Origin of the sequence: Mesorhizobium sp. AA22, assembly GCF_001672375.2 — a bacterium.
In the GTDB taxonomy this organism is placed as follows: domain Bacteria; phylum Pseudomonadota; class Alphaproteobacteria; order Rhizobiales; family Rhizobiaceae; genus Mesorhizobium; species Mesorhizobium wenxiniae.
This window is the reverse complement of the sequence record NZ_CP048406.1, coordinates 4911384-4937621: the sequence shown is the minus strand read 5'-3', so window position 1 is coordinate 4937621 and position 26238 is coordinate 4911384. Positions and strand designations below refer to the sequence as shown.

Here is a 26238-nt window from a genome sequence, read left to right as displayed (position 1 = left end):
CTCAAAACGCCTTTGGACAGCTGAACCCGGAAAGCGCAGGAAGGAAGAGAGGGATTTGGTCCGAACTGGCCTGGACCGTATAGGCGACATCGCGTCCGCCGATCAGGAAGCGGGCTTGCGTGTTGCCGCCGGTGCTGGTGATATCAGCCTTGTCCAGCAGGCGCTTCAGTGCCCACGGACCGTCGAACTTGATCGCGGATTCACGTCCCGGCATTTGGGGAATGAGGCTCAGGCTCGCCGACGCGGAAGCCATGCCGCTCGGCCAGGTCACCGTGCTTGGCGTGTTGCCGGCCTGGTTGCTTTGGATGATCTGGCCATCGACGTCGAGTACCGCCGTATCGGCATCGCCATGCAGTGAAAACGGCGTAAAGGTGACACTGACCGATGGCACCGAACCACCTGAAGGAAAGAAGGCGTTGCGGATCTCCGCCGCCAGCTGGAAGTTTTTCAAGGTCGACTTCGACAGGTCGCGCCCGAAACGCGCATCCTGTTTCCAGGTCCAGTCCTGGCCGGTCATGTCGATCAGCGATGCGAGATTCTGTGCGAAGAACCGGTCCATCAGTCCGCCTGGAGCGAACAGTTTCGCGAAATCCGCCATCGCAATATCCTCCGGGCCATCGCTGGCGAAGGGATAGCGGCCTTCGACCATTTCCTCGCAGGCGCGCGTGACCGTCTGGTCGAGCATCTGGTTCAAATTCGTCAGCGAGGTTTCTGCGACATTGCCATCAAGCTCGTCGGCGGTCGCAGTAACCATTCGGGCGAGTTGCTTGGGCAGCCGCGAGACATTGGCGCGGAGGGTGGATATCTGCAGCTGCAGATTCATGTTGGCGCGTTCCGTTTGCGAAGGGACATCGGCCGCCAATTGCAGGCTTTGATGGATGTCGCGGAAATTCTGGGTCAGTGCATCGATTGGGCGGCGCCCAGTGGGACCGTTCACCAAGGCCTGAAATGATCTGAATTGCGCTTCGATGTTCGCCCCGGGGTTCTGGTTTTGCCCGCGAGCGGACCCTGTGCCGGCCCGGCTTTGCGATTTTCCGCTGGCGATTTGAATGCCGATGCGGGCCAATCCGCTGGCGATATCTGCAGCGTTTTGCGGCTCGGTTTGAAGCATGCCGGCTTCGGCCCCGGAGCCTGACTCTTCGCCGGGACCATCGTCTCGCGTCAGCGCCGTTTCGTCGGCGATCGCGGTAAAAAGCTGGTCGATTGGCGAGCTTGGTGACGCGGCAGCGGAGAGCGCGATATAGTCCGGCTCGTCCTTCAGCATTGCCTTGAACTTCAGCCTGTCGAGAACGCCGTTCCACGCCGCGGCGAACTCCCTGCCATAGCGCTCGACAAGTTCGGGACCGAGTTTTGGCAACTCCTGGTCGATGCCGCCTTGCTCGGCGCCGCCGCCGAGAACCCACTGGTCATCGACAAGCATCTGCGCAATGCGCGAGAGTTGTCCGAGATAGAAGTCGTTGAAGCCGCTATAGGTGTAGATACCGGGAACGCGAAGACCGGACAGATCGCCGCCATCGACACGCTCGAACAACAGCTGCGCTTCCGGGCCGCCTTTGACGGAGACGGAAAAATCGTCCAGCGCTGCGGCGTATACCGCCGACTTCACCAGGGCAGAGGCACGATCGGCAAGGCTCATGCGTCCGAGCGAGCGTTGAGCGGCTTCGACCAGTGGCTGGTTGAGTTCGAAAACCGGATCATAGGCGTCGTCCAGCGCAAGCATGGCCCGCAGATGCTTTTCGAGTTGCGCCCGTCCCTCGCGGTTGTTTTCACCCGGATACCGGTTCTGCTCCCAGTCCTGCCTCATCCAGGACACGATCAACTCGTCATCGACCTTGGGCGCCTTGCCGCCAAGCATCATGTAGATCTTCAGCGGTTCGTAGAGCGCGGTGGGATCAGCCATCCTGGCCTGGATCGTCCGTTCGGCCTGAAGCAGCAGGCGCGAGCGGAACATGCGCTCCAGCGCCTGCCGGTAAGCTGTTTTTGATGCCGAAAGCAGTCTTTCCCGCTGACTGAGGCCGAACGTCTCCTGGATCGGGGTCGGCAGGTCACCGGTGTCGAACCCGGCCGGCAGTTCGCGCAACTGGTCGAGCGGGCCGATGACGTTTTCAAGGTCGACATCGGTGACCGTCGTGCTTTTGAGGAGCGGGTCTGCCGTCTCGCGATACTGGCCTGCAGCTTGCGTGGTGGAAGCGATCAGCGACCTGTTGGCTGAAAAGCTCAGGGCCAAGGTGCCCAGAGCCGCGGCAGCCATCAATGCTATTGCGCCAAGGCCGCCATATCTGACGATCGCTGCACGCCTTTCAGCCGATTTGTCGTATGAAACCCAGCCGGATTCCGCGAAAATGACGCCGGTCAGAAGATCATGCAGGAAGAAGCTCTTGCCGGTGCCGGAAAGATGGGCGCGAGAAGCGCTGCCGAAACTGCGGCCGATTGCGCCCAGCACCTGGTCGATCGGCGTGCCCTCCTGCGTGCCTGACGAAAAATACAGTCCACGCAGGCTGACATTCACCTGGCTGCGGGCCGGATCGAACAGGCTGGCGACGAAATCGGCAATACGGCCTTTCAGCGCGCCAAACTGGGCTGGAAAGCCAAAGATGGCTATGCGCGCGACCGGATCGGCCTCTTCCTGCAGGCGGTCGGCGATCTCCTCCGCCAGGCGCTTTGCCAATGCGTCGAATTCGGCCGGTGCCTCACCGGCCATGTTCTTGCTGCGATCGGCGGTCTGGAATGTCGCGCCCCACACTTTGCGGCGGCGCTGCTCGTCGAAGCCGCCAAAATAATCCATGAAACCGGAGACAAGGTCGGCCTTGGTGAAGAGCAGGTACACCGGGAACTGGATTTTCAGTGTTTCGTGAATTTCGCGCAGACGGCTGCGTATTTCGACGACATGGACGTCAAGCTGCCGATCATCGAGGCTGATGAGATCGGCAAGGCTGATGGCCAGTATAACCCCGTTGATCGGTTGCCGGGGGCGGTATCGCTTGAGCAGCGACAAGAAGGCGAGCCAGCTCTTCTTGTCGCTCTGCGCATTGGAATCCTGCGTGGTGTAGCGTCCGGCGGTGTCGATCAGCACCGCCTGATCGGTGAACCACCAGTCGCAGGATCGTGTGCCGCCAACGCCGGCCGCCGGCTGGGCGTGTCCCGAACCGGCAAGCGGAAAGTTCAGACCCGAATTGACCAACGCCGTTGTCTTGCCGGCACCGGGCGGGCCGATGACGACGTACCAGGGAACTTCGTAGAGGAAATTGCGCTTGCCGCTCGACCGCTTGAGCGCAGCGATGGCTTCATTCATCCGAGCCTCGAGCACCTGCGAGTCGTCATCCCTGTCGTCATTGCGGGCGACTATCGTCTCGAGCGCCTTTTGCGCCTTTCGCTTTTGCCAGAAACGCACGCCATAAAACAGCGTCGCGATCGCAACGATCAGGCCGATGATCGTCACGCGCAGCCAGACGGGTGCCAGCGGACGCGTGTCGGCAAAGCGGATCAATGGTCCGGCAAACCAGACGGCCGCCGCGAAACCGGCCAACGCGATCGCGCTGAATATCCGCAGCAGCCAACGCGTCATGGGCGCTTCCAGATGGCCGTGCTCACAGCGTTTCCTCCTTGGGGATCATCAAGTCGACACGGCGATTCTGGGCGCGGCCTTCCGGCGTCGCATTGTCGGCGATCGGTTCGTCTTCGCCCTTGCCGTCGACCGTGATCCGGGAAGGCTTGCTGAACCGCGGCGCCATCATCGCTTCGACAGACTTCGCCCGGGCGATTGAAAGGTCGAAGTTGGATTTGAACGGGCTCGATTTTCGCGGCTTCACATTGTCTGTGTGGCCGACGATCATGATCGGTCCAGGCTCCGGTTCCAGTGCGGCGGCGATGTCTGCGGCGATCGGTCCAAACTCCGGATTTATCTCGGCCCCGCCGGACGGGAACAGCAGGACATTGTTGATCTCCACGATGATGAACCTGCCCTGCGTGCCGACGCTCAGCCCGCCGCGCGCGATAGTCTTGGCCAGTGCCGCATGGATGCGGTCGATCTGGGAACGGGTCGGGGCGACAGGCGGAGCGACTTTTACCGGCGCAGCCGACGGCGCCACGCTGGCGCGTTCGATGGCGATCGGCGTCGACGGATCGAGCGCCAGCAACCTGCCGGCAAGGGCATCGCCCTCGTTGGTAATGAAGACCCGCAATGCGAAGAACGCCGCCGTCAGCAGCGCCGACGCAGCCGCCGCAATCACCCAGAGCGGCAACCAGGCCGACGACTGTGGGTTGGACACCGCCAGGCTTTGCCAGTGCGGCGAGATGTCGTCGTCGGCGCGCGCCCTGAAGTAGCGAAGCGTCTCGTAGACGTCGCGTCGAACGCGTTCGAGATTGTTGTCCTCGCGCGCAAGGCCTCGATACTGGCCTTCAAACCCCAGCGACAGGCAGGCATGCATCAGTTCAAGCAAATCATAGTGTGCCTCCGGCGCGGCCAGTATCTTGTTCAGCGCTGCGTAGAAACCCGAGCCGGTGGGCACGACGTGAAAGAACTGTGACAGCATGCTGTGCTGCGCCCAGGCGTCTGGCTTGGGCCAAGGCAGGTTGCCGATGAGGTCGTCAGCGGTTTCGCAGAGGGCAAATTTTGCGATCCGTGCATCTTCTTCGGGAACGCCGGCTTTCTCCATTGTCCGGTCGAATTTTTCGATCGCCTCGGCGACATGTTCCGCCAGCTGCTCCGCCTGTCTTTCGACAGCCATAAGCCTGAGCTGGCCAAACAGCATCAGCAAAGGCGCGGCCGCGGCGAGGAAAGGATTGGCTGCGGAATATCTGACGCTGTCCGTGGCCTGCAACAGGATGTCCTGCTGAATGCCCGGCGCCGCCGCAAAGGAGCCGGTTGCCGCCGCTGCGCCGGGGTCTGCGCCCTGATAAATCACGGTTCCGGATGTCCAGCCCGGCGGTGCATGCCGAGCGACCGGATCGAAAACCGTTGAATCCTTGACCGGCGAGGGACCGGGGCGCCCGCCGTCGGGAACGGCCCCCTGGGGATCTGGCGCTGATTTTTCAGCGCGGCGCGGTGCGCGAATGACGGTCTTGCCCGCTGGGCCGAAAGGATCGTCCTTCGAGCTCATCGCCAGACGTCCGTCCCCGCGTGGGCGCCGCGTGTGCGCCACAAGTGGGCAAGCAGGGACTGCAGGCGCTGCTGGCGACGGCAGTGTCCGGAGGAAGGTCGGCTATATCTTTTTAACCCGCCGTAACATGACATGTGCCGCAGACCCCCAGGTCAATCAGCCTACCCGCTGGCGAACTGTCGAAAATGATCGTAAGCTTAGAAACTGCCGATTGGAACCGGATGCATCGCTGCGAAAGGATTTTTCTTCGCCAACGACCGCGTCGTATCTTTGGGCTCGCCAAGGACGCCCTGATACATTCCAGTTGGTGCTTGATCCGTTCCGCAGCCGAAGCTAAGCGCAGCAAACCGATCCGATTTCCGGAGCATCTGCCAGGTCCAGTCCTCCCGGTCTACTTTTGCTTGTCGGCTTTGGCATAGGCTTCGCTGAAATAGGCGAGGAATATGTCCAGCATCCCGTTTTCGTGCGCTTCCTCCATGGTCCGCCATTTGGCGACGAAGGCGTCCCAGGCCAGGCCCTTCTTCGAGGTGAATGACGTCGGCGGGAGTTTTTTGCTGATCGCCTCGGGCGACAAATCGTCAAGCAGCCGCGAGAGCGCAGCTTGCATGGCTGCATAGGTGGCAAATTCGTGCGTCTTGAGATCGCGGAACGCGTCTTCGACACTGTGCCTGGCATCAAGGTAGCCGGATCTGCGCCGCGCAAACATGATTTCGAGTATTTCGTCGGTTCCCGGGACGAACTTTAGCGGATTGTTGTCGGCAGCGCTGATCATCGTCCGGTGTGTGCTCTTGGCCAGTATTTTGGCAGCCGCACGTGCTTTCAGCAGCAGGGCCAGTTCCTCGACAACCGTCCGCAGCACCGCGCCGATTTCGGCAGCCACTTCATGCGGATCACGCGATTGAAGCAATTCCGGCGCGATGCCGGCTGCGATCGCGATGTCCCGCAGCACCTCGTCTCTCGTCGAAGCGAGATGAGCGGGCGGCGAAGACGTCGACACCGGTGCTCTCTGCCCGGGCCGTTGCTCTACCGGCTCGAAGAAAGGCTGGTCTCCGAATTCCCGCGGCCGCCCGGTTGCGACAGGCATTTGCCGCTGCGTCGAACCGTGGCTGCTTCGAGGCTGGCCTGTCGCGGCGCGCTCGTCATCGATCGAAACCAGGACGACATAGCGGCCGATCAGCAACCGGTCGCCTTGACCGAGCCGGTGAGGGCCGGCCATGCGCTGGGTCGATCCGTTGATGAATGTGCCGTTGCGCGAGATGTCGTGCAGCCAGAACGCGCCTGCCTGGTAACGCACTTCGCAGTGTCTGGCGGAGATGAACTTGTCGGGGTCGGGCAAGGTCCAGTCACAGGCTTCGCGGCCGATTTCAAAGCTGCGATCGCGAGCGGAGTAGCCGGTCGACATACCGGCGGGCAGCGAGACGACATTGTTGATCTGCAGACTGATATACATTCAAAATCGCCGTCGATCCTGTCGGCAAACTCGCCCAGGACACCCTATTATACCAGCAATTTCTGAGCGCGGCGGCACAGAAGCGTTCAAGTCGATGATTTCACAGGCGATTAGGCTGCACTCGCCAAGCGTCCCCTTTGGTCGGTGCAAGACATGTGCTAGGCTCAGGCAGAAACGAGCGGCGGGAGGGGGCACGACCCATGCCGAACGAACGTGCCACGGTTGTGCAGACGCCGGTTGGCGCTGAGCTGTTGACCTTCACGCATCTTGTCGGGCGCGATGAGATCAGTCGTTGTCTGGCCTATACGGTCGGATTCGTAAGCAGCAGCCCCGATATCGATCCGCTGAAGATGCTGGGCGGCGCGGTTTCGATCGAAGGTGAATCCGATCCCAAACGCTGGTTCAGCGGCCTTGTCTCCGAGTTTCGGCTGACCCGGATCGAGGACCGCCTAGCATACTACGAAGCCATCATCAGGCCATGGCTCTGGTTTCTCGGCAATACCACCGACTGCCGCATTTTCCAGAACATGAGCGTCATCGAAATCGTCGAGGAGGTTTTCTCGAAATACAGCACGGCAAAATTCGAGAAGCGCCTGCAAGGGTCTTATCCGCCGCGTGAGTACTGCGTCCAGTATGACGAGACCGATCTCGATTTCGTGCAGCGGCTGCTCGAGCACGAAGGCATCCTGTATTTCTTCGAGCACGACGAGGGCAAGCACACGCTTGTGCTCGCCGATGCCATGAACAAGCTCAAGCCGGCGCCGGGCTATGAGAAGGTGCCCTATCACTTTGAAGGGCAGGGCTCCCGGCGCGATGTCGAATACATCACCGAATGGATTCCGGGCAGCTCGGTGCGGCCGGGCGCCTATGTCCATACCGACTATGATTTCAAGAAGCCGGGCGCCGACCTGATGGCCAAATCCGCCCAGCCGTTCAGCCACAAGCTGGCCGCGGGCGAGAATTACCGCCAGCCCGGCGCGCATCTCGACGTCGGCCGCGGCGACAGCCTGGCCGCGATACGGCGCGAGGAAATCCAGGCCGTGCACCAGCGCATCGCTGCAGTCGGCACCGTGCGCGGCCTGTATTCGGGCTGCACGTTCAAGCTGAACGGCTTTCCAAGGGAAGACCAGAACCAGGAGTATCTGGTGGTCAGCGCCGAATACAGGCTGTTCGATCCCGGCTACAGAGCCCTTGCCGACGTCGAAAGCGAGAACTTCAAGGTGATCCTCGGCGTGGCGCCGACCGCCTTGGCCTATCGCCCGCCGCGCGTCACGACCCGGCCGATCATGCGCGGCCCGCAGACGGCGACGGTGGTCGGCCCGTCCGGCGAGGAAATATTCACCGACAAATATGCACGGGTGAAGGTCCAGTTCCACTGGGACCGTCTCGGCAAGAAGGACCAGAACAGTTCTTGCTTCGTGCGCGTGTCGCAGACCTGGGCCGGCAGCGGCTGGGGTTTCATCCAGATCCCGCGCATCGGCCAGGAGGTCATCGTCGACTTCATCGAAGGCGACCCGGATCTGCCGATCATCACCGGACGCGTCTACAATGCCTCGCAGATGCCGCCCTACGGACTGCCGGGCAGCGCCACGCAATCCGGCTGGAAATCCGACTCGTCGAAAGGCGGCGGCGGTTACAACGAGCTAATGTTCGAGGACAAGGCCGGCTCCGAACTGGTCAATTTCCAAGCGCAGAAGGATCACAACCTTCTGATCAAGAACGACCGCACCAAGCTGGTGCAACACGACCAGTCCGACCGCATCGACCACGACGCCAAGCACTCAGTCGGCCACAACCTCGACGAGGACGTCGGCAACAACAAGACGGTCAAGGTCGGCGTCGACCAGACCACGGATATCGGCAACAACGACACCGAGACGGTGGGGGTGAATCGCTCGCTGACGGTGGGATCCAATGAGACGATCGGAATCGGGTCAAACTCCACTGAAACGATCGGCGCCAACCATACGCAGACGGTCGCTATCGTCCAGACCGTGACAGTTGGCGCGGCTCGGGTCGATACGGTCGGGGCATCCGAGACACGAAGCGTCGGCGGACCGCAAACGAATACGATCGGTGCGACACGATCGGTCACTGTAGGCGCGGCGCAGAGCCACACGATTGGCGCGGCAGACAAGTGGCAGATCGGCGCCGCGCAGACGGTTGACGTCGCCGCCGACCAGAGCTTTACTGTTGGCGGCGCCCATTCCTCGCAGGTCGGCAAGGCGCGGCTGGCCAAGATTGCAGCGGACGAGGGGATCGAGGTCGGCGGGACCTATTCGCTAAAAGTCGCCAAGGCGAGCAGTGTCATCGTCGGCGAAGACGGCGTGATGAAGTTCGGCAAGAAGCTGTACGTCGAGGCGGCTGACGAGATCACGCTGAAATGCGGCGATGCCAGCATCATCCTCAAAAAGGACGGCACGATCAGCGTCAAGGGCAAGGACATAAGGCTCGACGGCAGCGGCGACATCGACGTGAAGGCCGACGGTAAGACCAAGATCAAAGGCAGCAGTGTTCACAACAATTGAGCGAATTGAGGGCCGAGCGATGGACGTTGTAGAGCGTGTTGACGGCGTGATCATTGGGTTGCTGATCGGCTTCGAGGACGGCTCGCCGCTCGTCGTTTTCGTCGGCAATCCCAGCGACACGGCGCTCAAGGCCCGCAGTCTCGCCGCTCTCGACGCTTCCTCTGTCGGCTCGGAAGTGGCACTGCTGTTCGAAGCGGGCGACCCCGCCCGGCCGCTTGTGGTCGGACGGATAGTTGATCTGCGCCCCCATTCGCATCCCGTTGAAGTGTTGCGCGACGGCGAGACGGTGACACTGGACGCGCGCGATCGCATCGAGCTCAGATGTGGTTTGGCGTCCATCATTCTGGAGAAGAACGGGCGCGTCTCCATCCGCGGCACACAGCTCAACAGCCACGCGACCGGTACGAACCGTATACGAGGGGCGGCTGTTCACCTGAATTAGGTCGAGCCGATGCAGCGCCTTGCGACGATCCCCGCCATCGTTGACCAGCACGCGGAGGACGCCGCTTTCCTCTGGTCGCGGCGGCGCCGCGAGATCGACGGACCGCTTCTGGGCGAAATCGACATCGGCCGCATCGACCAGCGACTGGACGCCAATCTTGAAGGCCTGTTCGCGTCGGGTGAGGCTGCGTGGGCGGCGGCGAACGCGCGTTTCTCCGATTACCCGGAAGCCCCAGAACTCTTTGTCATGGCGTGCCTGGCGCTGCATTGGGGACTGGAAAAGCCGCTTGCCGCAGTGATCGAGGCCGCCGCCGAGCTCGGCGAGACCGGCATCAAGGGTATATCAGGCGCCATCGCCCGGACACCGCGCGAAAAACTCCGTCCTTTTGTCGCCAAGTGGGTCGATTCCAGGGAAACGATGCTCAAATGCATCGGGCTCGCGGCGCTCTGGCATCATCGCGCCGATGCCGGCCCGACCCTCGGCGAATTAGCCGGAAATGGCCAGGCTGAGGTCCGGATACGGGCGTTGCGGTTGGCTGGCGCGTTGCGCCGCCGCGATCTGCTCCCGGCGGTAGCTGAGCGTCTCGCTGCCGATCAGCCGCCCGAGCGGTTGGCGGCCTCACTCGCCGCTTGTCTCCTCGGCGCAGGCCGCGCGGCCCTGCCTGTCCTTGATGAATTGCTTGCCTCTGGCAGTGTTCCCCAAAGTGAGGTGATCGACATCCGGCTACTCGCCTCGGCGGGACCTTCCGCAAAAGCCTGGCTTCAGAAATGTCTGAACGAACCGTCGTTGCGACTACCGGCTCTAGCCACCATCGGAATGCTTGGCGACAGATCGATCGTGCCCTGGCTAATCGAACGCATGCGCGAGCCCCAATTCGCTTTTGCCGCGGGCCTCGCCTGGCGCGATCTGTTCGAGGTCGATTTCAATGACACCGACGTCTTTACTGTCAATTCCACGTCGCTTGGAAAGCAATTCGCCGAGATCGAGGATTCGCCGCTTCCAATGGCCGAACGCGCGAGTGCATGGTGGGACGACGGGCGGGGACCAGGCAAGCACGCCACATTCCGCTCGATGCGTCGGCAGCGGCTCGCCGCCATCCGCGCCTCTTTCGAAAACCCCGACCTCCCCTTGGCCGACTGGCGGCGCACGCAGCGCTTCCCCGCCTGGATGTAATTCAGCCGGACTTGACCTTGCTGACCAGCGCCGTAGCGCGCAATCCGGCTTCGGAGGCGACCTCGCACATCGCGACCGGGCCGGGCGCATAGCCGGCGGTGAAACTGTCGGCCGCCACGAGCAGCGCCAGCGCCCCGCCGGCCGCCCCTACCTCGCCGACAGTCATTGCCGGATAGGCAATCGGCAAGATCTCGCGCCTTGTGCGATAGAAGCGAGACCGCGCTATGTTTGCCTCCCACCCGCTATAGCGCTCGCCACTGCCATTGCTGACAACAAAGACGATGTCGGGCTCACGCGGACCATTGCCGGTACCATTCAACGCCCCATGAAGCGCACCAAGCAGCGCCTTGCCCTGGCTGTATCGCTCCGTCAAAACAGTATCGGCTTCTTGAGCAAAACCGGCGCCGTGGATGGCGGCGAGACCCGGCGACTCCGGATCCGGCCTCGATTGCAGGCGAACGAAGGCTGCTGCCTCTCCGGGAACAAGCCCTTGAGCATTGTCAGATCCCCTCAGCCGTCCCGCCTCGGCGAGCCGAGCGATATCCTTGTCGTTGACCAGGCTGTCGACGCCGCCGAGCAGGATGCGCTCGACGCCAGGATGGGCAAGCATCTCGGACAGTTGATCAAGCACGCCGATGCTTGCTGCGGCACCGCCGTCGAGCGCGCGCGACTCTCCATGGAATGGCCCGCCGCATGCGCGCACGACGGCATTTAGGAAGCCAGAAGGATCGCCTTCTTCGAAGGCCGCATGGTTCCTGAACTGCTCCGGCAACACTAGGATCAGCACGGTTGTGCGCGGATCCGCCGCCGTCGATACGAGCGCGTCCGTGATGGCGCGCGACGCCATGTTGACCAGCCAGTCCCAATCCGTGGTTCTCAGCGACCAGTGCGTGGGAATGCGCGAGACGATCTGCGACGCACCCATAGGCTCGGCCAGCAGATACTCTTCAAAGGCGGAGAGCCCGGCGCGGATCGCGGCGAGCGTTTGCCGCCGGTTCAGGCCGGCGGGCGTCACTGCGCCGCCGCCAGCGATATACAATGGTCGTTTCATGGCAGCCACGCCGGGCGGTCGGTAATGGTGCCGTCAGTCCCGCGCAATGCAAAATAATCCTTACCCTTTCGCTTTGCCGCAATCAGCGCTGGCGTGACATGGCCGAAGACGAGTTCGCGCAGCGCAGGCCGGTTGCGCCGCGTCGTCACAGCCACCCGCGCCTTCAGCGTCACCCGAAATATGTCGGGCTCGATGATGATCGTATCCGCCTTGAAAATTTGGTCTTCGACGCGGTCCTCGAAGATCAGGCGGATGGGCGCGACCACGCGCGGCAGCTTGAAGTTCCACCGGCCGCCGGGGGTGAGTCCCTTCAGAGTGACCTGATCGCCGCCGTTGAGATCTGGGAGTTGCTGGTCCGCCGGCGCGGCGAGATTGTAGCGCGGATCGTAATCCTTTGGCGGCAAGGGCCACTGGGTGTCGATCCAAGCCTGATCATAGGTCCCTGCCAACGGCAGGCGCGGCTGCCACCCGCGCCCGAGTGCCCCGAAACCGGCCGGCCGCAGCTTGTCTGAGGGGCTCATGAATGGCTCGGCCGGGTAGGTTATGTTTGGCGCCTGCGTCTTGACTGCTGGATCAGCCGATCGGGCATGGGCGAAACCCACTCCCAGCGGATTGCGAGGATCGGTCTTCAGATCGGCGGTGGTGCCGCCGTAGGCGCGTTCATAGACGATAGGCATCCGTGTGAATGGATGTGGCGCGCTATAGCTGCCGGCATCGTAGATGCGGTCGCCGACGATACTGAGCACCTTTTGCAGTGGCCCGAACTTCAGTCCCACTTGCATTTCTCGAACCGCCTTCCCGTTCGGCGCATATGCGGTGCCGTTGACGATGACGTCGACGCCGGGCTTCAGCATCGCGATATCGGCCTCGTAGCGCGTCGATGAAAGGGTAGGATCGCCGAAAAGGACATCGCTAAGCGTCACCGGCAATTGTTGCTCGGCCGGCTCCAGCGCGGTCGCTTCCTCCGCGCCTTGGAAGCTCGCCGAGAAAAGGCCCAGGAAAACCTCCTGACCGTCCGCGTCAGGCAGCGTGTAAGATCCGACCACGAAGGGGGTACGATTCTCCAACCAGACAGCGAAGCTCATCGCTCAGCACCAGGCTCTGTTCTCATCCATCCCGATCGGCCAGTACGGCATACAGGCGATCAGGCGCACCAGTTCCTTCTTCTTGGCGTCGATCAGCCATTGCAGAAGCAGGATTTCGGGATAGACGACCTCTCCAGAGCTCTTGTTGGCGTCGCAGCAATCGAGCCAGTAATTGCGTACGATCCAGACTACGTTCCCATGCGCGGCTGCGCCGGCGGCGCGCTTGTTGAACGCCTTGCGGATAGCCTCGTCGCGATTCAACCCCCGCTGTTGTTGCGCTTTGACCGTGTCCGCCCACCAGGGCACCGCGATTTCGTAGGCCATCTGGATATCTTCCAGGTAGCCGTCGAAAACATCTTGGTGCCGACCGGAACTCTGGGCGAGCTTGCGCGCCTCGATTTTCGCATCCCGGGGCTCGATGTAGCCGGGCTGGCGTAGCAGGCGGCGAATGCCGCGGTCGGTTTCAAAATAGGTGATCAGCGCCATCAGGTGATCTCTTCATCCTGATCGAGCCCGATCGGCACGAAAACGAAGCCGTTGACCACCTCGGTCAGATCGGGCGCCTTGCTGGGGATGTCGTCGATCAGCAAATCTATGTGCCCGACATAGCGGGGGCTGTCGCCGAGGTCGTCGACCCCCCATTTTTCTTCGGGCGACTTCTCGGCCTCCTCGACGAATTCGTGCTCGTTCTTTCGGTTCAGATTCTCCACCTCAAAATAGTGCGTCCGAAAGACATGCAGAAAGCGCGGGTGCCCGGAAATTCCAGTCGGCCAGATTAGTGAGATAGAATCGTAAGTTTCGGCTGCGACGATGCCGCTCCACCAGGCTTTGATTTCAGGCAGAAGCGCGCGCAGTTCGGCGATGTAGCGCTGCTGGATGTCGTCGTAGCTCTTGGCGATCGCGATCATGACTCACCTCCCTTACAGCGTCGCCGCATAGGCGTCCGCCTGACTTCCTTGACTGCGAAAATGCGCTTCACAGTGAGGTTTGACCCTGCTTGCCCGTTCGAAATACTTCTTGAAATCCGCAAGTTTCATATTGCATCCGCCAAGCGCCCAGGCCACGCACAGCGGCGGCTGATGGTCATGGGTCATATGGCCTTCGCCGCGCGCCATATCCTTTCCATGGACAGGATCCTCATATCGTACGATTGGTCCCCCCGTCCTCAATCGCTCAGTGCGCCAGTGAGCGCGCGTCACCCGTTTGTCGTCCCGAGCGCATTCCCAGCATGGCTTGTTGCGGACCGCCTTCTTCTGGGCCGGGGAAGGATCCTTGTCCGGGCGGTGGACCTTCGCGTCGTAAGGCTTGCTCGGACAGGGGCCGGGCGCGATACCCTTGCGTCTCAGCAGCGCCTTGAAGGTATTGATCGCCGTCTGGTCGATACAGTTGGGCAGATCGCTGGCCGTGTTCTGAGCCATCATGTCGCCGTGGCGGTCGACCCCCTTTCCCTCCGCCTTGACCGTGAACGACCACAGTTTGAAGACGCCCTTACCTTTGATCTTGTGGGTGATGACGCCTGCACCGAGGCCCTGGGTCGCCGGCTCGTTGCCGGTGCTGGTCGAAATCTCCGAGGAATTCTCGATCGCAGTCGGCTCGCCGTCGATCTTGACGCTTTTGGTGCCGTTCGACAGGTCGGAGGAAGACAGCATATTGACATAGGGCACCGGAACCGGGCCTGCCGGCGGCGACGGCGGCGACAGACAGACATCGCCCGGCGCGATGCCCTTGCCATTGCTGCCCTTGTGGAAGAAGCCCATGTTCTCGGCGAAGACGGTAATGGCCATGATCAACTTTCCTCCGCAGGCAGAGGTACCGTGCGCATGACGGGCAGGCCGTTGTCGGCCAGATCATGAATATCTTTAAAATGGCATTCGTGGACGTTCCAGCCGTCGCACCAGAACACGATCTTGGGCTCCGTTTCGTTGGCTGGCGGCGGCTGAACCGCGTTGACCCGTTCGGCGACCATGGCGCTCGTCCAGTAACGCGACACCGCGTCACCCGCGATCCCGGACACAGCATCGAACCATTCGTCGTCTATGCGGGGAGGGCGTCCAATGGCGGCGACCACGAATGGATATCTGCGCCCGACACGATCCTCGCTCATCCGCCACGCGCCGGCGCAAGGCTGATCGCAGAAGATGCCAGCCGGCACCGTGAAACGCCAGACACGCGGGTCAAGTTCGCCCTCGTCCGGCCGCGCACGCAATTCCATCGACATCCAGCGATCCCAGCGGTCGATGAAGGCTCGCGGCAGGTTCCAGGCGACAAAGTCGCCCGTCGCCGGGATCTTGCCGAAAAATCCGGTGATCATATCTGTGGCGGACATGAGAATTTCTTGAACATTTGCAAATTGTAGGGATTTTCGACGCTTGCCGCCTTGAGCTCGAAATCGGCGTACATGCCTTGCGTGCCCAGTCGCAGGCTGTAGACGTCGGACAGCGAGGTGCCGGTGAAGCGGCCGCTGCGCAGCAGCCTCAGCCACGCCCAGCTGCCGGTTTCGTTCAGCATGACTTCGGGCGAGCCGTCGATCGGCTGGAAGGCGAGCGAGATGACGCCGGTGCCGTCCTTGCCGGGCCAGGTCATCGGCTGCGGCCGCGTCGCGTTGTTGTAGTAGACGAGGTTCTGGCCATCGAGATTGAGCGTCACGCGCGTGACGTTGGGCGACAGGTCCTTCGGTTGGAGCGTAAAACTCATCACCGGCCCGGTGCCGCCTGGAAACAGATCGTCGCGGATCCGCCTGGCCTGTTCGAACGCCGCCAGAGCCGCCGCTTCGAGGCCGAAATCGGCGCGCCATTTCCATGGCTGGCTGGCGGTGTCGACATAGCTGATCAAATGGTCGTTGATGAAGGTGTCGATCATCCCGGCCGGCCCGAACAGGCGGGCGAAATCGCGGACATTGACGTCGACCGCACTTTCGGGGCTGAACGGATAGCGGTCGTTCAGCGCCGCCTGGCAGAACGGCAGGATGTCGGCGCGCCAGATGGCGTTGAGCTCCGAGGTGACCGCCTTCTGGGTCAGGCCGCTGGTGTCGCCGGCAATGCCGCCGAGCCAGTCGTCGACCGGATCGGGCAGGATCTGCGCTTGCCTGGCGACCGCTCCGGTCAGTTCGGCCAGCCCACCCTGCTTCTTGATGGCGTCCTGCGGGTCGGGATTGGCCGTGACCGTCTGCAGCACGTTCGAAAGTGCGGTCAGCGCCACCACCGCGGCGTCGAGTGCCGGCGGCTGGCCGTCGACCTCGGCGATCGCCCCCTTGAGCGGCTTGAAATGTTCGGCAACCAGATTGCCGGTAAGGTCCACCTCATTGGCGGAGCCTGCGCGCGGCAGCAGCTTTGCCCCTGTCTTGGCGAGCTTGCCAAGCTTGCCGAGCTTGCTGAGCAGTTTCGAGCCGGCCTTGGTCGCCGCCTTGTTGTCGGCCGGCGCTTCATCGGATCGGGTCAGCTCGGTCTCCTGAACCACCGCTGTAAGCAGGCGCTTCAGCGCGGAGTCGGCGCTCGAGAGATCCTTTAGGTTCTCGCTGGCGATATTCAGGTCGGCCAACGGCGCGAGTCTGATATCGCGCAGGATGCTGTCCCATTGCGCGATGTAGTCTTCGTAATAGAGTTTTAGAATATCCTCCGACAGCGCCGAGACCGAGGTTTCGGCATTTTCCGAACAGCCTCCGGCAAAGACCGCCCGATCGAGTGCGGCCTGGGCGGCGACGTCCTCGACCCGTTCGAGAATGGCATCGTGGAAGCCGGAATAGGTGAACGCGCCTGAAATGCCGACGCGCAGCGTCTTGTCGGAACGCCGTGCAAAAACCTTGGCGCCGTTGGGGCCGGCGAAATTCGCCGGGATCCATTCCTTGAGGCCGGCCACCGCCGGGTCGGCCAGCAACTGCCTGTAGGCGCGCGCCGGCAGCGAAATCGTGCAAACCGTTTTCAGCGCCTCGGCAACCAACCCCTGATCCGCGGCGATGTAGCTGTCGTCGACCGCCATGCGACGGATCGCGGCAAGCTGGTGCTCTTCCGCGTCGGCGGTCGGAAACGGCGCCGCAGGCGCAAATTCCGGCAAGTCGTTGACCCACCAGCCCTGGACGTAATCGGCGTCCATCTGCGACAGGCCGGTCATCATGCGATAGGTTTTTAGCGCCCCCAGCATGAAATCCGGATCGCGGATCTGCCGCCACATGGTCGCCTCGAGCAGAGCGACCATGTGCGGCTCCAGCACGTTGCGCAGAGCGTGGTCGTAAGTGTCGGCCTGCGCCCGCAGCAGCTCTGCCGACGCCGACGGCCCCAGCAGGTCCTGGGCACTGCTCGGTGGTGCGGTACGGGCATTTGCGACCTCGGCCATCGCATTGAGCGCGCTGTCGATGGCGGGCTGCTCCACCGATGCCGGGCTCGCGGCTGCCGCGGTCAGCGGCGCCTGCAGCGCTTCGAACTGGCCCGCCTGCGCTGCGATCGCATTGCGGTTGTCGAAGTAGGACCAGGTGAACATCGCACCGGCCAACAGGGCGGCGGCGGCACAGGCTGCCGCGGCGCCACGCCAGATCCAGGCGCGGCGGCGCTGCGCCAGCGGATCGAACGTCCCCAGGCCGGCTTCCCTGAAAATGACCTCGGTCAGCAGGTTCTTCAGGAAGAAGCTGCGTTTTTCGACGCGCGGCGCCGGCATGGCCCGTCGCGGCGGAAGACCGAAGGATGAAGACAGCGCTGCGGTCAGCCGGTCGATGGGTGCCCCTTCCTGGGTCGCCGACGTCAGATAGAGGCCGCGCAGCCAGGCGGCTTCCTCGTAGCGGCTTTCGCCGAACATCGCCTCGACCAGCACCTGGATCGGCTCGGACAGGCTCGTCAGCTGGGCGGGAAACCTGAAAATCTCGGCGCGGGCGGCGAGTTTGTCCTCGTCCTCCAGGCGCGGCACCAGCCGCCGCTCGAGTTCCGTCGCAAGGGTGGCGATTTCCCGCTCTATGGTCTTTGCGTCGACCCGCGCATCCAGCGCAAAGGTCGTCCCCCAGACCTGCTCGCGCGAGGCCGTCGACAGGCCGCCGAAGAAAGCCTCGAAACCCTTGATCAGATCGGCCTTGGTCAGCATCAGATAGACTGGAAGGCGGATTTCGAGCCGGTCGTTGAGCTCTGCCAGGCGACGACGGATCTTGCGGCCATGCGCCCTGATGGCTTCGTCGCCCTCTGAAAGCGCGTCGATCGACAGCGCGACGATCACGCCGTTGAGCGCCCGGCGGCCGCGATGCTTTTTCAAGAGGTCGAGGAAGCCCAGCCATTCCGCCGCATCGACGTCCGGCTGGCTCTCCTGCTGCACGTAGCGGCCCGCCGTGTCGATCAGAACTGCGTTCTCGGAGAAAAACCAGTCGCAGTTGCGCGTGCCGCCAACCCCCTGCAGATCGTCGGTGAGGTCGATCGGAAAGTTCAGGCCGGACTGGCGCAAGGCCGTGGTCTTGCCGGTGGCCGGCGGCCCGACGATCACGTACCAGGGCATCTCGCGCAGGAACTTGCGTCCGCCCAGCTTGCGGCGCTTCAATTCGACCATCACCTCGGCGAACTTGGCGCCGACGGCGGCGACGTTCTCTTCGCCGGGACTCAGCGGTTCTTCCACCACGGGCGCAGCGATTTCGGCGACGAACATGCGGTTGGCCCGGATCGCCCGGCGTTGCGCGACGATCAGCCAGATCAGCCAGAAGATGACCAGCAGCGCAACGATGACGATGCGGACATTTTCCAAGGCGAAGGGTTCGTAAGCACCGACCCTGACGATCGGGCCGAACACCCAGATAACCAGGGAAAGCAGCGCGATGCCGATCAGCGTCCACAGCCAGCGCGATGTCAGGACCGCCCACAGGAAGCGCAGGATGAACATCTCACAGCCTCTTTTCGACCAGCACCTCGACGCGGCGGTTCAAGGCCCGTCCCGCGCGGGTGCTGTCGTCGGCCACTGGATCGGTCGCTGCACGTCCTTCGAAGCGAATGCGGTCCTGCGGCACACCGTTCTGGACCAGCATCTCGGTAATGGTTGCTGCGCGCGCTTCGGACAGCCGCTGGTTGGTGGAAAGCGGATTGGACCGTTGCAAAGGAATACTGTCGGTATGGCCGACCACGGTGATGTTGCCGATCAGTTCCTGATTGGCGAGGATCACTTTGGCGATTGAGCCGATCAGCGGTTCGAAGCCTTCCGTCAATGTCGGCCGCGACGACTGGAACAGTTCGGGGTTGGAGGCCTGAATGATCAGCCTGGCCAGCGAGACGCTCTCGGTGCCGCTGAGCGCGGCCCTGAGATTGGCCGGCGCTCCGGCCTGAAACTCCGGCACCAGCGCAAAATCCACTGCCTCCGGCGGCGGCGCGTCGACCTGTGGCGATGTCCGGCTGATTTCGCCGCGGGCCGGCGGCGGCAAAGCACGAACCAGGGTCGAAAGCTCAACCGCCTGACTGCTCAGTCCCATCGACAGCCCGAGGTAGATTGCAGTGGCGAGAACCGCCGCGCCGAGCCCCATCACCCAGATCGGCACGATGAAGCGCTGCGGCTCGTCGGATGCGATCACGCCTTTCCAGTTCGGCGACAGCGGCGCGCCGTCGGCATCGGCATCGCGCAGAAAGCGCGCCGCAGCAACGCGAACGGCATTGAGCGAGCGGTCGCCCGACCGGCCTGGAACACGATATTTGCCGCGGAAGCCCAGCGCCAGGCAATGATATTGCAGTTCGAGCAATTCGCGATCCCGGTTCGGATGCCGCTCCAGTTCGTCGAGACGGGTGAAGAACTGCGTGCCGGCATCGACATCGCCTCGCAGCATAACCACAAGCGGCTGGCGCGGCCATGCGCTGGCGCCGCCCCATGGCGTGTTCAGAGCCAGATCGTCGAGCAATGCCGCCACCACCCAGGCTGCCTGGTCGGCGCGCTCCAGAGAGGACCCCGCCGCCATTGCCGCGTCACGCGCCCGAACCAGCTCATCGAGCAGGCGGGTGCGCAGCGCTTCCGGGTTTTCCGGCGGCAGTGCGCTTTCAAGCTCGGGCGCGAACTCGAGCAGCGGCGCGAATGCGTTGACCAGCGTGTTCGGATGCGTGCGCGACCGTTTGATTGGCACACCCGACAACAGTGGCGTCATCGGTCGCGGCATCGGCGCGCCGGTTAGTCGTATGCGGGTGCGTTCGCGATCCTCCGACAGTCCGAAAGGATCATCCCGGCTCATCATCTCACCTGTTTACCGAATAGCAGTCGACTTGCGGCTCGCTCGGCAGCACGCCCGACACGCCGATGACGAAGCCGGGGGCATCGAGCAGCGAGGCCCAGTGCTCGCTTTTCTGATCCAGCTCAAGGCACAGCCGATCGCCGTCGTAGGGGATTTCGCGCGGCTGGGAATGAAGCGGCTTCAGCGGGATGCCGGGTAGACGGGACTTCCACAGGCCCTCGAACTGATCCGCCGAACCGACGGTCGCCTGGTTGACGAAAATCTTGCGCAAGGCATCCTCCGACAGCTCGGAGCCGACCCGGATGACGATCCGGCTGGCCACCAGCAGCTTCGGGTTGTCGATGCGGATTTTCCAGACATTGGTCGAATGCCGCATGACCGGCAGTGCGCGTGATTTAGGCTCGATGTAACGCAGGCTCAGGATGAGCGAGCGCAAGGCGTCGGCCAGCGCCGAATAGGCGGGGCCGGGCGCCATGTGATCGTAGGCCGGCAACTCGCTCAGCCGTCGCGCGCTCGAGCCATAGGTCGCCATTGAGCCGGCAAGACCGGCAAGCTCCAGGTAAAGCTCGGCCGGATGGAAGACATCCTGAGCCAGCATGTGGGCCAGCCGCGGACGCGCCGCATTGGCGAGATTGAGCATCAACAGGTCTTCGACGCTGCGCCCTGGCCCGCCCATGACCATTTTGCCATGCGCCTCGGCGATTTGGTCGAGGCCGGTGACGACTTCCAAAAGCAACTGCCGATACCAGGCCACCGCTCCGGTAACCAATGTCGGTGGCAGGAACGTCTCATCCAGGGAGACACCGCCATCGGCTCGAACCCCTTTGATATCGGCTATGGGCAGGGCGGTGTAGCCACCAACCGATTTTCCGGGTGCAAGCAGCATCGCCTGCGGACGGGCGATTTCGATTTCTTCAGGATCTGAACCGCCCTGGACGGCGTCGCGGACGGTAACGATGCGCCCATGATAGCGCGCGCCGGTCGATGCGGCGTGGGCCGGATCGAAGCCGACACCGCCGGCAGGCTCGAGCGGCAGGGCGACCAGCACCGGTCCGGCGCCCGTGTCGGCGGTGACCGGCAGCGGTCGTGGCGCATCCATCATATCTGGGATGGAGAAGGGGGTCCCATCCGGAAAGATGCCCCGGGCCGACAGTATAGAGACCTGGCCGGCGTCGAGCATTGCCTGGTCGAGCGTCAGCTGCTGAAAGCCGAACGTATGGAGCTGCCCGGCCTGCAACGCGCCGCGCACAGTCGCCTCGAAAAAGCGATCCTGCTGCTGAAAATGCTGGGTCCGGAGAAACAGGCCTTCGGACCACAGCACCCTGTTTGCATCGCTCATGCCGCAACTTTCTGCATCGAGCACCCCTTGCCTTGGCCGCTAGGCGGAAATGCCGCCGCTGCCAAGAGTGACGTTGACGGTTACTTTTGACCCCGGCGACACCGACTTGGTTGTACGCCAGCTCCGGCCGCCAGGCTCGCGGACGAGGGCAACGAAGCCCAGCGCAGCTGCGTCCGGCTCGACCGTGATGGTTTTGGATGCGGTTTTTCCAGGTCCGATGGAGATCTGGTCGGATCCAATGAGATCGCCTCCGAGTGCGGAGCCGGCATCCCCCTGCAACGCGAAATAATCGGCCGAGTTGAATTTACCGGTGCTGCGCAGCCGCATCACGAGAACCGTCACGGGCCGGTCGCCGCCACCTGGTCCCGGGTTCATGCCGGCCGCGCCGGTCAGATTGACAGTGACCGCCGATGGTTTTGGCGGACCACTCTGGCAAGCCGCCAGCAGCCCGGTTGCGCCCAGGGCAACGATAAATTCACGGCGATCGATCATTTTTCACTCCTCCTCATATGCATCCCGAAAATCAGCGCCGATTTCGCCGAGGAAGCTCGATTCCGCACTCTGGGCGATTTCACGATGGCGTTTCTGGTATAGCTCCCACAGCTTGGCGCTGCGCCCGCCCGAAAGCAGGGTGCCGATCGCGGAACTCGACTTGAGCTCTTCCTCGATCGCTGCCGGGTCAAAACGGTCAATCATTCGCCGCAACGCGGACTGCACGCCTCGCCAGGCGCGCACGTGATGTTGCGCGAGATCGCGGACCGCGTCGGCGATTGCCGCTTCGCCGGCCAGAAATCCGGGGCTGCGCTCCGCGATTATGGTCACGATGGCGTCGTCGACCGTCGGCAGAAACTTGAGCGGATTGACTTCAGAGGCCCCCACCACCGTCTGGGCGACGCGAGCGTTCCCCTTTTCCTCGGCTCGCTTGCGCAGCAGCTGCATCAGGCCTTCCATCATGAGCCGATACTCGCGACCGAATTTCTCCATTTCCGCGACGCTGTCGCGTCCCGGAAAATCGGCTTCCTCGATGCCCATGCCACGCAAGAACGCGGTTCGAAGCGCCGTGTTCGCCTGTTGCGCCGCTGCCGGGAAGGGGGCGGATTTGGGGGCAACGCCGGCACGTGGCGGAGAAGGCATATCTGTCGCCTGGCCAGGCAAATCCCAGGGATTGGCCGACTGCGGCCTTCCGGCGATGTGTTGGCGTTGACCAGTCGAGCCGGCGCCGTTTCTCACATCGGGCGACGCGGCCGGCCCGAAACCGAAATCGTCATCGAATTCGGATGACCTTCCTGGAACAGGCTGGCCTGGGACTGACTGGCCTGGAACGGGCTCGCGTGCACCGGAAGGCGTCGGATCGAAGCTGAATGGGTCTGCGGGGCCCAGCGCATCACGTGGTTCGGAAAAGGCAGCGCCTCTTGGCGCGGGCGTCGCTACCGGGTCGAGGCTGAAAGGGTCGTCGAAGGCAGGCGAACTGCGCTGGTTGGCGCGCTCGAACGCTCCTGGAATTGGCTGCTCGAACGGGTTCGGCAGATCGGCGGGGCGCGGTCGGCGCGGCTCTTCTTCGACCGTGGCTGAAAAGAAATCATCGCGGCTGATGCTTACCGGCGCTCGTGATGCCGGCGGCGACCGTTCCGGGAACGATTGGCTGGCTGCTGGTGCTTGAGCGGCCGGCGTCTGCAGATCGACGCCTACGATGTAGTCGCCCAGCCTCAGCCGCATGCCGTTCTGAAGACGGACCGACGTCCCGGCGCCGAGCGGGCTGTCGGAGTCGTTTATGAACAAGCCGCTGCTTGATGTGTCGGTAACGAAATACCCATCCCGCCCGCCGGTGATCCTGCAATGGGCGCGTGAAACGAACATGTCGGGATCGTCGATCTGCCAGCCCGCGTCCGCGCTACGGCCGATCACCAGTTCACCTTCGTCCAGCCGGGTCTGCCGTACCGCCTGGGTCCGTGGCCCTTGCTCCAGCGTCAGCAGCAGACTCATGCCGCGACCTCCGCCATTTCCGGCCGCCATCCGACGATTGTCCGCAGCCGCATATCGTCAGCATCGCCCCTTTCAGCGGGCCGCGCAAGCCAGCTGGTTCGGCCGAGCTGCACCGCTCCGATACGGGGCTGCGGCACTGCTTCACGCGCGAGCACGATCCGCAGATCGACATCGAGCGATTCCCCAACCATGTCACGAACGGCCTGTTTGAACATTTGCAGACGTTGACCGCCCGGCAGGAACGTTTTGAACTCCTCATACCCAAGCGGGCCGACGCGGAGTTCGATCCTGCTTTGGCGGCTGAAAACGCGCGGGCCGATCGTGGCCCCGCGACCCAGCACCGCGTAAGCTTGGGCAAGTCGGGTCTGGAGCGACGCCGGTATGGTCATCCAGGTAGCAACGAACTCCTTGATCTGGACCGGGACCTTGAACGCTTCCGCCAGGAACAGCGTCAGCCGCTCCGGACCGTCGACCTGGCTGGCGAGCGACGCGGCTTGGCGAAGCTTCACGGTGTCGAGATCGGGATTGTCGGTGCCGGGAAGTCCGATTCCCGCCATGGCTTCAAGCATGGCCCTTACCCGGCCGCCGACCGCCCGTTCGACCTGTACTGCCGGATGCGCGTCGGCCCAGGCCCGATAGTACAGGGCGATCATGCGGTGCTGGAGAATATTGACGAAGTCCACGAACGTCGTGTCGCTGGTCTGCCGTGCGTCGGCGCCGGTGAACCAGCGCTGCGACAGACGATCGAGCACCCAACGTGTCAAATGAAGCGGCATCGGGCCTTCCGGTCCCATCAGCCCGAGATTTGCAACCGTGACCCGGGCCGGCGTCCCGACCTTCCCCGGCGTCTTGTCCTTCGCTTCGCGGAACGCAACCACGTCCTTGGCGGAAAAGCTAAGACGCACATGCTGCCCGAGCCTTGCCGGCTCGCGATCCGCGGGGCCGGAATAGCCGAATAGCCCGCCCCTGCGTTCGAGCCGGCGCAACAGTTCGAAAAAATCGAATGTATCATCCAGCTCTTCGACCTGGTCCAAGTCGAATTTGTCTAGATCAGGTAGCGATTGCCGGGCGTCATCGGCCATGGCACATCCTCCTGCTTCTGCAGCAGCCGCGTGCGGGTCCGCACAAAGCCGTTTAGTCCGGCGTGACGGGCAAACAGCCGTGCAAGCAAGGCTGAAAGCAGCAATGTGCTTTGCCCTGCCAAAACCGACTGGTCCACATGCAGCGTCACTTCCGTGCCCCGTCCGAAGCACATCGGCCCATCGATCTGCAGCCGTTCGACGACGGACCGCGAGTCGATGCGAACAATCGAGTGCACATTGCGGGCGAGGCTCGGATCTCCCCGGTCGGCATAGAGATCGAGCAGCGCATGCAGCGGATCGACACCGCGGCCTTCCTTGGCAAGGCTGAGAAAGTTGAGCGCCAGCTGCGCCACCAGCCGCCAGGCGAGATTGTCGGCGCGGGACTCGCCTTGGGCGCCCGCCGGCAGCGCGGCCGGGATCGCCGGCTGCGGCGGGCGCAAAGCACCGATAAGCCGGATCGTTTCGACCGGATCGCCAGTCTCCAGCGTCAAAGTAGGGTTGTCGTCGAGTATCGGCAGATCCCGGTTGGTGCAAAGCGCCATGATGTCGAGATGCTTCAGCGGCCGGTTCGCCGGACTTCCGACCGGCCGTGAAACCGATAGGAAAACGTCGTCTCCAGTGTATGAGGTGCGGGTCAACCCGTCGCGCCGTTCATCTTCGGTGGCCCGGCGAGGGCGCCGTTCGGTGGAATAGACCCAGCCATTGCTGCGGTTTTGCCCCAGGCTGAAGAGCTCCGGAATTTCGGCATCAGGACCCTCGGCGTCGGCGTCCTCGACGTGGGTCACCCGATAGATTTCGAAGTCCCGCGCCCGCGTGCGGTCGGCATGCAGCACTTGCCGCGTTCTGCGCGGATCAAGCTCGATGACGTTGCAGTCACGCTCGAACAGGTTGATGATCGGCGTCGCAAAAAGTTCAAAATCCGCCGGCGTCACATCGGCGAGTTCGGGTACCGGACGCCGGAACATGAAGATGATCTCGACCCCGGCCTCGCATCGGCGCACGACCGACTGCAGTCCTGAAACCCGCACGTAGTGAAAGCGCTCGGGCATCATGAAATATTCGCGCAGCAGACGGTACCCTTCGAATGTCGGACGGGTACGAGGCATCAACGCCTCGTCGTCGCTGATGCCGACCATTTCGGGTCCCGGCAACGGCGATAGCGGATTGGCCTTGCCCTCGGCCCGTGCACCAACGGCCGAGCAGGCGCCGAAAATCGCGTCGAACAGCAATGGCGCTTTGGCGCGCCCGGCAAAATAGAAATCAAGCCGGTCGAGCGCCAATTCGCTAAGTCTGCCTTTTCCGGCCCGCCCCAGCGTGATGCGCAGCGCCGCCTCGCCGCCAACGCCGCCGATCGGTGTTATGCCGGCCGCTGCCAGCCCGCTGCGATCCTGGAAATAGCTGACCGATATGATGGTTATCGGCCACAGCGTCATTTCCTGCGCGGTGGTGAATGTGCAGCGCGTCGACAGGCCGGGTTGCAGGCTGGACACCAGCCGCGTGTTCCGCTTGATGACATGGCCGGCAATCATCGACTGGACCTGCTGGCCGGGTTTCAGCACTGCCATTGCCGTTGCCGGCGCGGGCGTAACCAGATCGGGATAGAGGACATCCAGCACGCTGCGTGAAAACCGCGAACGCTCGGCATCGACTTTCAACCGGGTGCGCGCGGCGAGGAAAGCGACGCCGTCAAGCAGCCGCTCGACATACGGGTCCGGGCAGGGGACCGTATCCAGCGAAAGATTGCGCGCCACCGCCGGATGCATGTCGGCGAATTCCGCCGCGAGTCCGCGGATATGGGTCAGTTCCTCCTCGTAATATTCTACGAAGACCCGATCCAT

At 63.0% G+C, this 26238-nt stretch carries 19 protein-coding genes; 3 read left to right on the top strand and 16 right to left on the bottom strand.

Going from position 1 to position 26238, the window contains the following annotated elements:
* Position 1 precedes the first annotated feature (1 nt).
* The 3 genes from tssM (A9K68_RS23785) to tagH (A9K68_RS23775) form a co-directional block, all read right to left on the bottom strand.
* A complete protein-coding gene (tssM, locus tag A9K68_RS23785) occupies positions 2–3565 on the bottom strand; it encodes a type VI secretion system membrane subunit TssM (protein ID WP_065006855.1) in 3564 nt (1187 codons plus the stop codon).
* Positions 3566–3587: 22 nt separating this feature from the next.
* Positions 3588–5099, bottom strand: coding sequence for a type VI secretion system protein TssL, long form (tssL, locus tag A9K68_RS23780; protein WP_065006854.1), 1512 nt, complete (start codon positions 5097–5099; stop codon positions 3588–3590).
* Between the two features lie 391 nt (positions 5100–5490).
* Positions 5491–6549, bottom strand: a complete 1059-nt coding sequence (gene tagH / locus A9K68_RS23775) for a type VI secretion system-associated FHA domain protein TagH (protein ID WP_065006853.1) — start codon at positions 6547–6549, stop codon at positions 5491–5493.
* A 200-nt stretch (positions 6550–6749) separates the two neighbouring features.
* Here tagH (A9K68_RS23775) and tssI point away from each other — a divergent pair, with 200 nt between their 5' ends.
* From tssI to A9K68_RS23760, 3 genes are read left to right on the top strand one after another with little or no spacing between them, the layout of a single operon-like run.
* Positions 6750–9077 carry a type VI secretion system tip protein TssI/VgrG gene (gene tssI / locus A9K68_RS23770; protein WP_065006852.1) on the top strand — a complete coding sequence of 776 codons (2328 nt, stop codon included), beginning with the start codon at positions 6750–6752 and terminating at the stop codon, positions 9075–9077.
* A gap of 19 nt (positions 9078–9096) precedes the next feature.
* Positions 9097–9519: a DUF6484 domain-containing protein gene (locus tag A9K68_RS23765; RefSeq protein ID WP_065006851.1), complete on the top strand. Its 423-nt coding sequence runs from the start codon at positions 9097–9099 to the stop codon at positions 9517–9519.
* Positions 9520–9528: 9 nt separating this feature from the next.
* Complete coding sequence (locus tag A9K68_RS23760; protein WP_065006850.1) at positions 9529–10692, top strand: hypothetical protein; 1164 nt, start codon at positions 9529–9531, stop codon at positions 10690–10692.
* 1 nt (position 10693) lies between these two features.
* Here A9K68_RS23760 and A9K68_RS23755 read toward each other — a convergent pair whose 3' ends face one another.
* The 13 genes from A9K68_RS23755 to tssF are packed head-to-tail and all read right to left on the bottom strand — an operon-like array spanning position 10694 to position 26238.
* The gene (locus A9K68_RS23755; protein ID WP_156768212.1) at positions 10694–11743 is read right to left on the bottom strand and encodes a hypothetical protein; all 1050 of its coding nucleotides are present in this window, start codon (positions 11741–11743) and stop codon (positions 10694–10696) included.
* Entirely contained in the window at positions 11740–12828 is a 1089-nt protein-coding gene (locus A9K68_RS23750) for a DUF2169 domain-containing protein (RefSeq protein WP_065006848.1), read from the bottom strand. Before A9K68_RS23750 ends, A9K68_RS23755 begins: the two co-directional genes overlap by 4 nt.
* A 3-nt stretch (positions 12829–12831) precedes the next feature.
* The gene (locus A9K68_RS23745) at positions 12832–13314 is read right to left on the bottom strand and encodes a hypothetical protein (protein WP_065006847.1); all 483 of its coding nucleotides are present in this window, start codon (positions 13312–13314) and stop codon (positions 12832–12834) included.
* Complete coding sequence (locus A9K68_RS23740) at positions 13314–13736, bottom strand: hypothetical protein (RefSeq protein ID WP_065006846.1); 423 nt, start codon at positions 13734–13736, stop codon at positions 13314–13316. The genes A9K68_RS23745 and A9K68_RS23740 overlap by 1 nt, the downstream gene beginning before the upstream one ends.
* 12 nt (positions 13737–13748) lie before the next feature.
* On the bottom strand, positions 13749–14612 hold the full coding sequence (locus A9K68_RS23735) for a DUF4150 domain-containing protein (RefSeq protein ID WP_065006845.1): 864 nt from the start codon (positions 14610–14612) through the stop codon (positions 13749–13751).
* Between the two features lie 2 nt (positions 14613–14614).
* Positions 14615–15154 (bottom strand): type VI secretion system-associated protein TagF, encoded by a 540-nt coding sequence (gene tagF, locus A9K68_RS23730; protein ID WP_082982200.1) that lies wholly within the window; start codon positions 15152–15154, stop codon positions 14615–14617.
* Complete coding sequence (tssM, locus tag A9K68_RS23725; protein ID WP_065006843.1) at positions 15136–18672, bottom strand: type VI secretion system membrane subunit TssM; 3537 nt, start codon at positions 18670–18672, stop codon at positions 15136–15138. Before tssM (A9K68_RS23725) ends, tagF begins: the two co-directional genes overlap by 19 nt.
* 1 nt (position 18673) lies before the next feature.
* Positions 18674–19996 carry a type IVB secretion system protein IcmH/DotU gene (gene icmH / locus A9K68_RS23720; RefSeq protein WP_065006953.1) on the bottom strand — a complete coding sequence of 441 codons (1323 nt, stop codon included), beginning with the start codon at positions 19994–19996 and terminating at the stop codon, positions 18674–18676.
* Between the two features lie 4 nt (positions 19997–20000).
* Positions 20001–21335: a type VI secretion system baseplate subunit TssK gene (tssK, locus tag A9K68_RS23715; protein ID WP_065006952.1), complete on the bottom strand. Its 1335-nt coding sequence runs from the start codon at positions 21333–21335 to the stop codon at positions 20001–20003.
* Positions 21336–21374: 39 nt separating this feature from the next.
* On the bottom strand, positions 21375–21827 hold the full coding sequence (gene tssJ / locus A9K68_RS23710; RefSeq protein ID WP_065006842.1) for a type VI secretion system lipoprotein TssJ: 453 nt from the start codon (positions 21825–21827) through the stop codon (positions 21375–21377).
* A 3-nt stretch (positions 21828–21830) separates the two neighbouring features.
* Positions 21831–23318, bottom strand: coding sequence for a type VI secretion system-associated FHA domain protein TagH (tagH, locus tag A9K68_RS23705; protein WP_065006951.1), 1488 nt, complete (start codon positions 23316–23318; stop codon positions 21831–21833).
* Positions 23315–24400, bottom strand: a complete 1086-nt coding sequence (gene tssG / locus A9K68_RS23700; RefSeq protein ID WP_065006841.1) for a type VI secretion system baseplate subunit TssG — start codon at positions 24398–24400, stop codon at positions 23315–23317. The genes tagH (A9K68_RS23705) and tssG overlap by 4 nt, the downstream gene beginning before the upstream one ends.
* The gene (tssF, locus tag A9K68_RS23695) at positions 24364–26238 is read right to left on the bottom strand and encodes a type VI secretion system baseplate subunit TssF (protein WP_065006840.1); all 1875 of its coding nucleotides are present in this window, start codon (positions 26236–26238) and stop codon (positions 24364–24366) included. The genes tssG and tssF overlap by 37 nt, the downstream gene beginning before the upstream one ends.

What these genes read in the sequence shown, in the direction of transcription:
- tssM (WP_065006855.1), bottom strand. Translation starts at nt 3,565, where the DNA reads ATGACGCGTTGGCTGCTGCGGATATTCAGCGCGATCGCGTTGGCCGGT.
- tssL (WP_065006854.1), bottom strand. Translation starts at nt 5,099, where the DNA reads ATGAGCTCGAAGGACGATCCTTTCGGCCCAGCGGGCAAGACCGTCATT.
- tagH (WP_065006853.1), bottom strand. Translation starts at nt 6,549, where the DNA reads ATGTATATCAGTCTGCAGATCAACAATGTCGTCTCGCTGCCCGCCGGT.
- tssI (WP_065006852.1), top strand. Translation starts at nt 6,750, where the DNA reads ATGCCGAACGAACGTGCCACGGTTGTGCAGACGCCGGTTGGCGCTGAG.
- A9K68_RS23765 (WP_065006851.1), top strand. Translation starts at nt 9,097, where the DNA reads ATGGACGTTGTAGAGCGTGTTGACGGCGTGATCATTGGGTTGCTGATC.
- A9K68_RS23760 (WP_065006850.1), top strand. Translation starts at nt 9,529, where the DNA reads ATGCAGCGCCTTGCGACGATCCCCGCCATCGTTGACCAGCACGCGGAG.
- A9K68_RS23755 (WP_156768212.1), bottom strand. Translation starts at nt 11,743, where the DNA reads ATGAAACGACCATTGTATATCGCTGGCGGCGGCGCAGTGACGCCCGCC.
- A9K68_RS23750 (WP_065006848.1), bottom strand. Translation starts at nt 12,828, where the DNA reads ATGAGCTTCGCTGTCTGGTTGGAGAATCGTACCCCCTTCGTGGTCGGA.
- A9K68_RS23745 (WP_065006847.1), bottom strand. Translation starts at nt 13,314, where the DNA reads ATGGCGCTGATCACCTATTTTGAAACCGACCGCGGCATTCGCCGCCTG.
- A9K68_RS23740 (WP_065006846.1), bottom strand. Translation starts at nt 13,736, where the DNA reads ATGATCGCGATCGCCAAGAGCTACGACGACATCCAGCAGCGCTACATC.
- A9K68_RS23735 (WP_065006845.1), bottom strand. Translation starts at nt 14,612, where the DNA reads ATGGCCATTACCGTCTTCGCCGAGAACATGGGCTTCTTCCACAAGGGC.
- tagF (WP_082982200.1), bottom strand. Translation starts at nt 15,154, where the DNA reads ATGTCCGCCACAGATATGATCACCGGATTTTTCGGCAAGATCCCGGCG.
- tssM (WP_065006843.1), bottom strand. Translation starts at nt 18,672, where the DNA reads ATGTTCATCCTGCGCTTCCTGTGGGCGGTCCTGACATCGCGCTGGCTG.
- icmH (WP_065006953.1), bottom strand. Translation starts at nt 19,996, where the DNA reads ATGAGCCGGGATGATCCTTTCGGACTGTCGGAGGATCGCGAACGCACC.
- tssK (WP_065006952.1), bottom strand. Translation starts at nt 21,335, where the DNA reads ATGAGCGATGCAAACAGGGTGCTGTGGTCCGAAGGCCTGTTTCTCCGG.
- tssJ (WP_065006842.1), bottom strand. Translation starts at nt 21,827, where the DNA reads ATGATCGATCGCCGTGAATTTATCGTTGCCCTGGGCGCAACCGGGCTG.
- tagH (WP_065006951.1), bottom strand. Translation starts at nt 23,318, where the DNA reads ATGAGTCTGCTGCTGACGCTGGAGCAAGGGCCACGGACCCAGGCGGTA.
- tssG (WP_065006841.1), bottom strand. Translation starts at nt 24,400, where the DNA reads ATGGCCGATGACGCCCGGCAATCGCTACCTGATCTAGACAAATTCGAC.
- tssF (WP_065006840.1), bottom strand. Translation starts at nt 26,238, where the DNA reads ATGGATCGGGTCTTCGTAGAATATTACGAGGAGGAACTGACCCATATC.